This is a genomic window from Microcystis sp. LE19-8.1F (genome assembly GCF_027531715.1).
Lineage (GTDB): Bacteria > Cyanobacteriota > Cyanobacteriia > Cyanobacteriales > Microcystaceae > Microcystis > Microcystis wesenbergii_A.
Map to the genome: position 1 here is coordinate 1 of NZ_JAPZSO010000069.1, position 8,790 is coordinate 8,790.

Consider the following 8,790-nt stretch of genomic DNA (forward strand, 5'->3'; position numbering starts at 1 on the left):
TCTGAAATGGGGCGAAAGTCTGTGGACTCTGTGTAAGACAGTACATGGTTTTTTAACTGTGGTATGCGACGGTGGTGGAAGCAGAAACTTAAATCGTGAGGTTTAGGAATCGCCGCACTTTTAGGGCGGCGAGGATGTCAACAGGTTCGGTTTCACCGTCCCGTTAACGTAGTCGCCAGCTTCCGCAAACGCTTTCAGTGTCGCCTCGATAGCGGCGACCTGTTCGGGTGTTACTTGGAGTTGGCAAGATACGGTCAGGACTTGTTTCATCCCCTCATTAATAATAGACCTCTTGTAAAAATCAAAAATTGTTGTTAGGGTTAGGAGTCAGGAGTCAGTAGTCAGTAGTCAGGAGAATTAAGAATGAATAATAATCAATTAAACGGTCTATTTCCAGATTTTATGTAATTTAATCCTTGTTTTTGCCGTTTTTGAATCCTCAAAAATTAATTATGCAAGAGGTTTAATCAATACATGAGGATTTTGAGGAAGATGCAAGAATTTATTGGCGATTTTTGGGGCATCGAACCCCTCAAAGCCGAACAGTAGGGACTCATGCGGTTTCGTTGAGAAAATTGTCGGAAAAGAGATATTAGCTCAGAAAGCGATTATACTCAATGATCGAAGACTATTGACCGGCGATCGATGAACCAAGACAACGAGATTAGTCATTTACTAGACCTCATGCCTGCTTCGGGACGGATGATGACGCGCATTGTCAGCAAACCCGAAAGCCCCAAGGTAATCGAAACTAATTTTCCCCTACCCTGGCAAAGAGGAGTCAGACCAATTCCAATTAATTTTGACCTCTGGCGGCAATTATCAAGACCCCAACGGGATTTAGTCTTGTTAAGGGCCGTCTCTGTTTTAACGGCAGTAAAATGGTTTAAACCCGATCTCGATCGAGTAATTGCTCTGGCTGGTATGATCGGTTTAACCGTGGAAACCCTGCAAACCGATGCTGTCGGTATGGCAGTGGCGGGGGGTTTAACTGCCTTGGCAATTAACCGGATTTGGCGGGAAAAACGCAGCCCCCAACGGGAATTAGACGCGGATGAAGCCGCCCTAAAAGTGGCCGTTAGACGCGGTTACACGGAAACCGAGGCCGCCAAAAGTTTATTATCGGCTATTGAGACTATAGCTGAAATTGAGGGGCGATCGAGTCTCAATTTTAACGAGTTATTGCGCTGTCAAAATCTGAAAAAATTAGCCAATCTCTCCTTTGTTGGTGTTCCCGATCAGGTGAGACAATCTTAAGGTCAGGAGTCGGTCGTCAGGAGTCAGGAGGCAATAGGTAATCTCCCCCCCTCTGTCACCCATTCCGGCGTTCCCTGTTCCCTAAAATCAGAGAGTCTGTAAACTTAAAATAACTACTATAAAAATATTTTTCCCCTTGCTCAATGGCTGCAATTGACTCTTTAGAAAAAGTCTTAAAATATCACTTTGGCTACGATCAATTTCGACCGAATCAACGCCAAATAATTGAGGCTGCTTTAAATAATCAGGATTTATTAGTAATTATGCCCACTGGAGGCGGTAAATCTCTCTGTTTTCAGCTACCTGCTTTAATCAAAAAAGGGGTGACGGTGGTGGTTTCTCCCCTAATTGCTTTAATGCAGGATCAAGTAACTGCTTTAGCTGATAATGGCATCGGGGCAACATTTCTCAATAGCACTTTAAACGCTAAACAAGTCAGAGAAAGAGAATCTTTAATCCTGCAAGGAAAAATTAAACTGTTATATGTTGCGCCAGAAAGATTATTATCGCCTAGTTTTTTAGACTTTTTAGCTGTTATTGATAATTACCTCGGTTTAGCCTGTTTAGCAGTGGATGAAGCTCACTGTGTCTCCGATTGGGGCCATGATTTCCGCCCTGAATATCGACAAATTAAACAAGTTCGTCAACGCTTTCCCTCCGTGCCAATTCTCGCTTTAACTGCCACCGCCACCCAACAGGTGAGGGAAGATATTATCCAACAATTAGGATTGCGAGATTCTTCCATTCATATTGCTAGTTTTAATCGTCCTAATCTTTACTATGAAGTTCAACCTAAAACCAGTAAATCTTATCAGCAATTGTATCAATATATTAAAGGACAAAAAGGAGCAGGAATAGTTTACTGTATCAGCCGCAAGACCGTCGATAAAGTTGCTGAACAGTTACAAAAAGATGGTATTGATGCCCTACCCTATCACGCGGGTATGGATGATCGGGAAAGAAGCCAAAATCAAACCCGTTTTATTCGGGATGATGTGCAGATTATGGTGGCGACAATTGCCTTCGGTATGGGGATTAATAAACCCGATGTGCGCTTTGTCGTTCATTATGATTTACCCCGCAATTTAGAGGGATATTATCAAGAATCGGGCCGCGCCGGTAGGGACGGAGAACCGGCTAAATGTACCCTCTTTTTTAGCTTTGCAGATGCCAGAAAAATTGAGTATTTTATTAACCAAAAAACCGAGCAAAATGAACAACAGAAAGCTCGTCAACAATTGCGACAGGTGTTAGATTATGCCGAAGGGACTGAATGTAGGCGATCGAGTGTCCTAGGCTACTTTGGAGAAAGTTTTGCGGGTAACTGTGGTAACTGTGATAACTGTCGCCATGGTAACAATTCCGAGGATTGGACGATCGAAGCACAAAAATTTTTATCCTGTGTGGCGCGGACGGGACAGAAATTCGGTATGATGCACATAATCAACGTACTGAGGGGAGGAAAAGGTGAAAGAATCACCCAATATCAACATCACTTATTATCTACTTATGGCATCGGTAAAGATAAAACTATGGAGGAGTGGAAACGTTTGAGTCGTTCCCTTGTCCAGCAAAATCTACTGGTAGAAACTGAAGACAATTTTAGAATCTTGAAACTTAATCAACACAGTTGGGAAGTGATGCGGAAACAACGTTCCGTGTTTATTGCCGTCCCCCGAAAAGCTAACGGTCAAATCTTGGGAGACGACAATCCCAATACGGTGGAAAGTGATTTATTATTCGAGCGCTTGCGGCAACTGCGGAAAAAAATTGCCGATAGTCAAGGGGTTCCTCCCTACGTTATTTTCCATGATTCTAGTCTGCGTTTGATGGCCAGATCAAAACCCCGGAGTTTAGAGCAGTTTCGTCAAATTTCTGGAGTAGTACACAGCAAAGTCCAACAGTATGGGGATATATTTATAGCGGCAATTAATGATTTTTGTCAGGATAGTCTTCCCTCTACTCAATTCCTCACTCTCCAATACTATCAAGATGGTTTGAATGTGGAAGAAATCGCTCGCAAACGAAGCTTAAAAGTTTCAACAATCTATGAACATTTAGCTAAATTGCTGGAAGCTGGTTACGAAATTGATATTAATCAGTTAGTTTCTAAGAATAAACAGGAATATATTCGTTTAGCGATTAAAAAAGTTGGCGATCAATCCCTGAAAACTCTCAAAGAAAATCTGGGAGATAATTATAGTTATGAGGAAATTAAATTAGTTGTTGCTTGGCAAAGAAGACCCCGGCAATAAGAGCAGCGGAACTCTGTTTTAAAAGCTATAGGAGAGGAGGAATTATAAATTATGAATTATGAAGTGGGGAGATGGGGAGTTTTTTCGGTGAACAGTAAACAGTGAAAAGATAGCAGTAAACTGCCATTTGATGATGCTGACTTTATACATACTGCTCACTTAAAACTCAAAACTCAAAACTCAAAACTGATCACTGATAACTGATAACTGATCACTGAATTAAGCAAACCCTATTTAGGGGAGAAGCGTTCTTGAATTTTATTAATCGCCCAGCTTAAAATCGCCCCCGCAATTAAAATACTAATAGCAGGATTGAATAAGGGCAGCCAAAGACGCTGAAAAAGTTTAAATCCTAGGGGAATTCCCGTGGATTCACCAATAACAGCCACGGCAAACCAGAGAAAACCCGCTATCACTAAAAACACATCAAATATTAAGATTCTATTCAACCACTTGACAAATTGCTCTTTCATTGCAGCAAAAACTTAGGTTATTTATACAGTTTATTCACGAAAAAGTATAGCACTGTCACCTTAATCCCAAGCTCTCCAGAGCCAAGCTAGTCCGGCAGTAATGATTAAAACTTTAGTTAACCAATCTCCCCAGCGCACATATAAAGTCCTCGTATCCCGTCGATAAATTGTTTCGCTATGGATTTGATATTTATCCAGATCCGATAGCCAAAGGTGATTACCGTGGGGATCGACAAAAGCAGAATAACCTGTATTGGTGGCCCGGGCCATCCATCGATCGGTTTCGATCGCTCGCATGGTATCCTGAGCGTGGTGTTGAGCGGGCATGGCGTGGCTATAATGGGCGTTATTAGAAGCAGTAATAATAAATTCGCCTCCCCTAGCAGTTTGACGGCGAAAATGTTCGGAAAAAGCCGATTCGTAACAAATTCCCACAATGATTTTACCGAAAGGACTGTCAATAATTTGCTCAGGATTTCCCTGGATTAAGTGCGCTTGCAAGGGAGAAAGGCGATCAACAATTCCACCCAAAATTTCCTGAAAAGGAACGTATTCGCCTAAAGGCACGAGAATTACTTTATCATACTGACTAATCACCTGTCCCTCGCCATCAATGGTAAAGAGACTATTGTTATAACCCTTGTCCATCTTGCCAAATGCACCCAACCAGATCGGCGTTTTTTTGGCTAAAATTGCCGAATAAATCGAGCTATTATTGACTAAGTTCTCCCAATAGTAGGGTAAGGCGGTTTCAGGAGTTAAGACGGCATCTACTCCTTGATCGGCGAGAATTTGATAACCAGAGGTGTAACCTTCGAGTGCCTTTTGAAATCCTAGGGGCGAAAGTTTAATCGTGTTGGGAATATTGCCCTGAATTACGCCAATTTTTATCCCTAAATCCCTTGACTTTTCGATCGGTTTATGGTAAACATTCCATCCCCAGAGATGCAGGCTCAAACAAATGAGGAGGGGTAAAGAGAGAAAAGCGAGATTTTGCCGCGACTGACGGATTAGGAGAAAGCTTTCGGCGATTAAACCGTTAACTGCCACAATTGCCGCCGTTACCGTCGTAAAACCCGATAATTTGCCCAATTGCAGAATCAATAAATTATGGGGACTTTGACTATAAGCAAGGGTAGTCCACCAGAGAGGGGATTGACTCCAGAGAGATTCTAACCCACACCAGAGGGCAGTGCCGATGAAAACCCGTAGGAGGGCATCCCTAAAAGATGACTGATTAACACTTTTGTTGACATAAAACATAACTAACGTCCAAGTTAGCACGATCGCCGTTCCCCAAAAAGTGATAAACAACCAACAAAACAGGGCAATTAACAAACTAGCTAACCAGGGGACACCCATCCACGTCATCGGGTGAATTCCCGTGATCCAGAATAAAGCGAGGCCATGGTAGGCAAAACCCCAGCCAAAACCGTATAAAAGCTGTTTTTTTAGGGATTTTTCCGCTAATCTCACAACAATCCACAGGGGGACGAGAGAAATCCAAGCGAGTAACCACCAAGAAACCGGCGCTACTGTTAACCCCATCCCCACACCGGCCAAAATTGCCCAGAGAAAACGCACCATCTTTCACTCAAGTCAGGTTGAACTCGTCTGACCTACTAGATCAGAGTAGCTAGAGGGAAGACAAAAAACAAGAGACACACAGAAGTTTTTCAGCACATCTACAATAGATCAGTTAGCGAGTAAAAAAGCCCCTCGATCAGATGCTATGGCACGCTATAGACTCAGATAAACAGGGAGATGGGGAATGTCACCCTCACCCTGAAAGCCTAAACTCGGACTGAATAAGTGATTGAATACATGGATAATTTTAACCCCAAATTAACTACTCTGGCTCTTGTCTTGAATGTTGAGGAAAATCTCGAAGATATTTTTCGGAAAATAGCTAATACAAGCGCTCATCAATTGCGAGCGCAGCACTGTTCAATCCTGTTAAGCTCTCCACAGGAATTAAAAGGGGAAATTACCGATTATCTAGAAGTTTTTGCCCATTATGATGATCTATCACCCTTGGCTGATCAAGAAATAATTAAACTCGATCAAGCTATTGCCGACAATGTAGCGACTACAGGGAAACCTTTACTAATTAAGGATATCACTCGATCGCCATTTGCTAGTGCAGCCCCTTATCCCAAAAGATCAAATAATAATAGTTTTATGGCCGCGCCGATTATCCTAAACGAGCAGGTAATCGGAGTAATTAATCTCAGTTTTCCCCTAGACAAAAAACATTTTGAACCATTAGATTTAGAAATCTTGCAGTTATTCGCTCAACAGGCAGCCCAATCCCTGCAAATTTTTCATTTGCAAGGGATATTAAAATCTCGTTTTGTGACTATGGCAGTGACTAGAGAAATAGCAGAAATTCAGTGCGAACATTCGATCGCTGTTCATCCTTATCCCCCGAAATTAGCCAAAATTGTCGCTAAGGCTTTTTTTAAAGAATTAACTCAGGCCGGTTTTGGAACTCATCAAGTTATTGAGATTGCTAATGAGGTTTTGAATTTACTACAAAAGACTCTTAATAAACATAAAAATCGTCTGGAAGGAAAAGATTGAACGCTAGTCAAGGGTTAAAATCGACTAACTTGCCCCTCCCGTGCAGTGCCAAGAAGTAATTGAGATAGTTAACAGCTTAATTTACTGATTGCCGCTGCCGTCCTGCCGTCCTAATTCATAGACACCAGAGGCAACACAAGCGAGAATACCGACACTAATCGGCCAACTTTTTCCTAAACTAATCTCGATTAACCAATCGGAGAAACCGCCGAGAATGAGAAAGGGAATAATACTAAAGATAGAGGCATAAAAAGCATTTTGGGATTCTCTAGCGACGCGAGTTTTTTCAAACTCCTCTAGGGAAGTATAGAGGAAACGCTCGGCAAAATTAAACCAGCGATAGAAAATTTCTATAAACCAATTTCGCACCCCAGCTAACCCCAAATATAATGCTAAAGACCAGAGACAGCTACCGGCAATAAAGGCCGGGGAAATATTGATAGTGAAGGGCAGAAAGTCGATTACCATAAATGAGAGCCACAGAAGTGGTAAATTTGAGCGAACGGCTCGATCGATCTTAACAAGTCTTGACCCTTGCACCAAAAAGATGAAAATTCTTCAGATTGTTCCTTCGATTTCCCTTGTTTACGGGGGTCCTAGTCAAATGGTACTCGGTTTGTCAGCGGCCTTGGCGCAACTGGGCCAAGAGGTGACTATTATTACCACCGATTCCAATGGTGACACGGGACAAGCACCCCTAGATGTGCCTTTAGGGGTCCCTGTTAGTCAAAATGGCTATCAAATCTATTATTTTCCCTGTTCTCCCTTTCGGCGCTATAAATTTTCCCTTGCTCTGTTTACTTGGTTGGCTAATAGGGCAAAAGATTATGATATCGCCCATATTCACGCCTTATTCTCCCCGGTAAGCAGTATATCGGCTTCTATCGCTCGTTATCATCAACTGCCCTATATTCTCCGTCCCCTAGGCACCCTCGATCCGGCAGATTTGCAAAAAAAACGGCAACTTAAACAAATATATGCCAATTTTCTGGAAAAACCCAATTTAGCGGCGGCGGCGGCAGTTCATTTTACCAGTCAGCAGGAGTGTCAAACTGCCGAAAGATTTCATATAAAAACTAAGGATATTATCATCCCCCTAGGGGTAGATTTTTTTAACCCACAAGCTTTACCAGTAACGGGTTTTGATCTTCCCGAAAATAAACCGATCATTCTCTATATGTCCCGTCTTGATCCGAAAAAAGGTCTAGATTTACTGCTGCCCAGTTTAGAAAGGTTGTTAGAAAAAGGCCTAGATTTTCATTTTGTCTTAGCAGGAGGCAATCCCCAGGATCGGGAGTACGAAAATCGGATTAAAAATCAGATCGAGCGGTCAATCTTGGGCAAAAATACGACAATTACCGGATTTGTCACCGGAGAAGTCAAAAATAGCCTCCTCGCTAGGGCCGATTTATTTGTTTTACCTTCCTACTATGAAAATTTTGGCATCGCAGTTGCCGAAGCTATGGCTGCCGGAATTCCTGTGCTGATCTCGGATCGGGTGGATCTGCATCCTGCGGTGACGGCAGCGGCTGCGGGATGGGTGACAGCTTGTCAGCTTGAGGATTTAACTAATACTTTGGCAACGGCTATCACTAATCCTGAAATTCGCCAACAACGGGGGAAAAATGCCAGGGATTTAGTCTTAAATCAATATAGTTGGTCAGCGATCGCTGACCAGCTGTTAACCGTCTATGAAAATCTAGTCGGCGCTATCGATCGTCCCCTACTCGATCGAAGTCACAGACGGATTAAGATTTAGGCCATCAGGATAACCAGCACTAAAAATGCCAATAGGGTTAAACCTGATTGCAGAAAGACGGGAAGCGCAAAAGATTCCATAACAGTAGCTCACTTTCTAGGGATGGCTCTATTTCCAATATACGCTCTCATCTCCGCTAATTCCCCATATTTCCGTCCCCAATGTCATCATCTCATCATTTAAGTAGGTAGGCGTTAAAAATTATCAGACACCACCCTTATCAAGGGGGGACTATAGGGTAGGGTTGATTCATGAATCAACCCTACTATGAATCAACCCTAGTACTAAGGGGGGATCGAACCTAAAATCCATTTTTAATTTAATTATAGCGGTAAGCGCTTGAGTGAGATACAGACCAAGCTTTGCCTAGCATGGTTTATAGCTTGTGACACTGTACCTAATACGACTGCACACCGCTATAAGCTAGTGAGGTACACATATTTTTCTTCCCTTTTGACTTTTG

7 protein-coding genes are annotated in these 8,790 nt (G+C 42.5%); 4 read left to right on the top strand and 3 right to left on the bottom strand.

What is annotated here, in order from left to right; all coding sequences use genetic code 11:
* The first annotated feature begins 645 nt into the window (after positions 1-645).
* Both O9334_RS07480 and recQ read left to right on the top strand, forming a co-directional pair.
* Positions 646-1,257, top strand: coding sequence for a DUF3318 domain-containing protein (locus tag O9334_RS07480; protein WP_287999767.1), 612 nt, complete (start codon positions 646-648; stop codon positions 1,255-1,257).
* 143 nt (positions 1,258-1,400) lie between these two features.
* Positions 1,401-3,512 (top strand): DNA helicase RecQ, encoded by a 2,112-nt coding sequence (gene recQ / locus O9334_RS07485; RefSeq protein WP_287999768.1) that lies wholly within the window; start codon positions 1,401-1,403, stop codon positions 3,510-3,512.
* 230 nt (positions 3,513-3,742) lie between these two features.
* Here recQ and O9334_RS07490 read toward each other — a convergent pair whose 3' ends face one another.
* Both O9334_RS07490 and lnt read right to left on the bottom strand, forming a co-directional pair.
* Positions 3,743-3,985 carry a DUF8620 family protein gene (locus O9334_RS07490; protein ID WP_045357874.1) on the bottom strand — a complete coding sequence of 81 codons (243 nt, stop codon included), beginning with the start codon at positions 3,983-3,985 and terminating at the stop codon, positions 3,743-3,745.
* Positions 3,986-4,045: 60 nt separating this feature from the next.
* Complete coding sequence (gene lnt / locus O9334_RS07495) at positions 4,046-5,572, bottom strand: apolipoprotein N-acyltransferase (RefSeq protein WP_045357876.1); 1,527 nt, start codon at positions 5,570-5,572, stop codon at positions 4,046-4,048.
* Positions 5,573-5,809: 237 nt separating this feature from the next.
* Between lnt and O9334_RS07500 the strand changes: the two genes are divergently transcribed.
* Positions 5,810-6,568, top strand: a complete 759-nt coding sequence (locus tag O9334_RS07500; protein ID WP_045357878.1) for a GAF domain-containing protein — start codon at positions 5,810-5,812, stop codon at positions 6,566-6,568.
* An 81-nt stretch (positions 6,569-6,649) separates the two neighbouring features.
* On the opposite strand, the gene O9334_RS07505 is transcribed toward O9334_RS07500, so the two are convergent.
* Positions 6,650-7,036, bottom strand: coding sequence for a hypothetical protein (locus tag O9334_RS07505; protein WP_002739650.1), 387 nt, complete (start codon positions 7,034-7,036; stop codon positions 6,650-6,652).
* A 79-nt stretch (positions 7,037-7,115) separates the two neighbouring features.
* Here O9334_RS07505 and hpsP point away from each other — a divergent pair, with 79 nt between their 5' ends.
* The gene (gene hpsP, locus O9334_RS07510) at positions 7,116-8,327 is read left to right on the top strand and encodes a hormogonium polysaccharide biosynthesis glycosyltransferase HpsP (RefSeq protein WP_287999769.1); all 1,212 of its coding nucleotides are present in this window, start codon (positions 7,116-7,118) and stop codon (positions 8,325-8,327) included.
* Positions 8,328-8,790: the final 463 nt, after the last annotated feature.

Coding starts and splice junctions, on each gene's coding strand:
- O9334_RS07480 (WP_287999767.1), top strand. CDS start 646: ATGAACCAAGACAACGAGATTAGTCATTTACTAGACCTCATGCCTGCT.
- recQ (WP_287999768.1), top strand. CDS start 1,401: ATGGCTGCAATTGACTCTTTAGAAAAAGTCTTAAAATATCACTTTGGC.
- O9334_RS07490 (WP_045357874.1), bottom strand. CDS start 3,985: ATGAAAGAGCAATTTGTCAAGTGGTTGAATAGAATCTTAATATTTGAT.
- lnt (WP_045357876.1), bottom strand. CDS start 5,572: ATGGTGCGTTTTCTCTGGGCAATTTTGGCCGGTGTGGGGATGGGGTTA.
- O9334_RS07500 (WP_045357878.1), top strand. CDS start 5,810: ATGGATAATTTTAACCCCAAATTAACTACTCTGGCTCTTGTCTTGAAT.
- O9334_RS07505 (WP_002739650.1), bottom strand. CDS start 7,036: ATGGTAATCGACTTTCTGCCCTTCACTATCAATATTTCCCCGGCCTTT.
- hpsP (WP_287999769.1), top strand. CDS start 7,116: ATGAAAATTCTTCAGATTGTTCCTTCGATTTCCCTTGTTTACGGGGGT.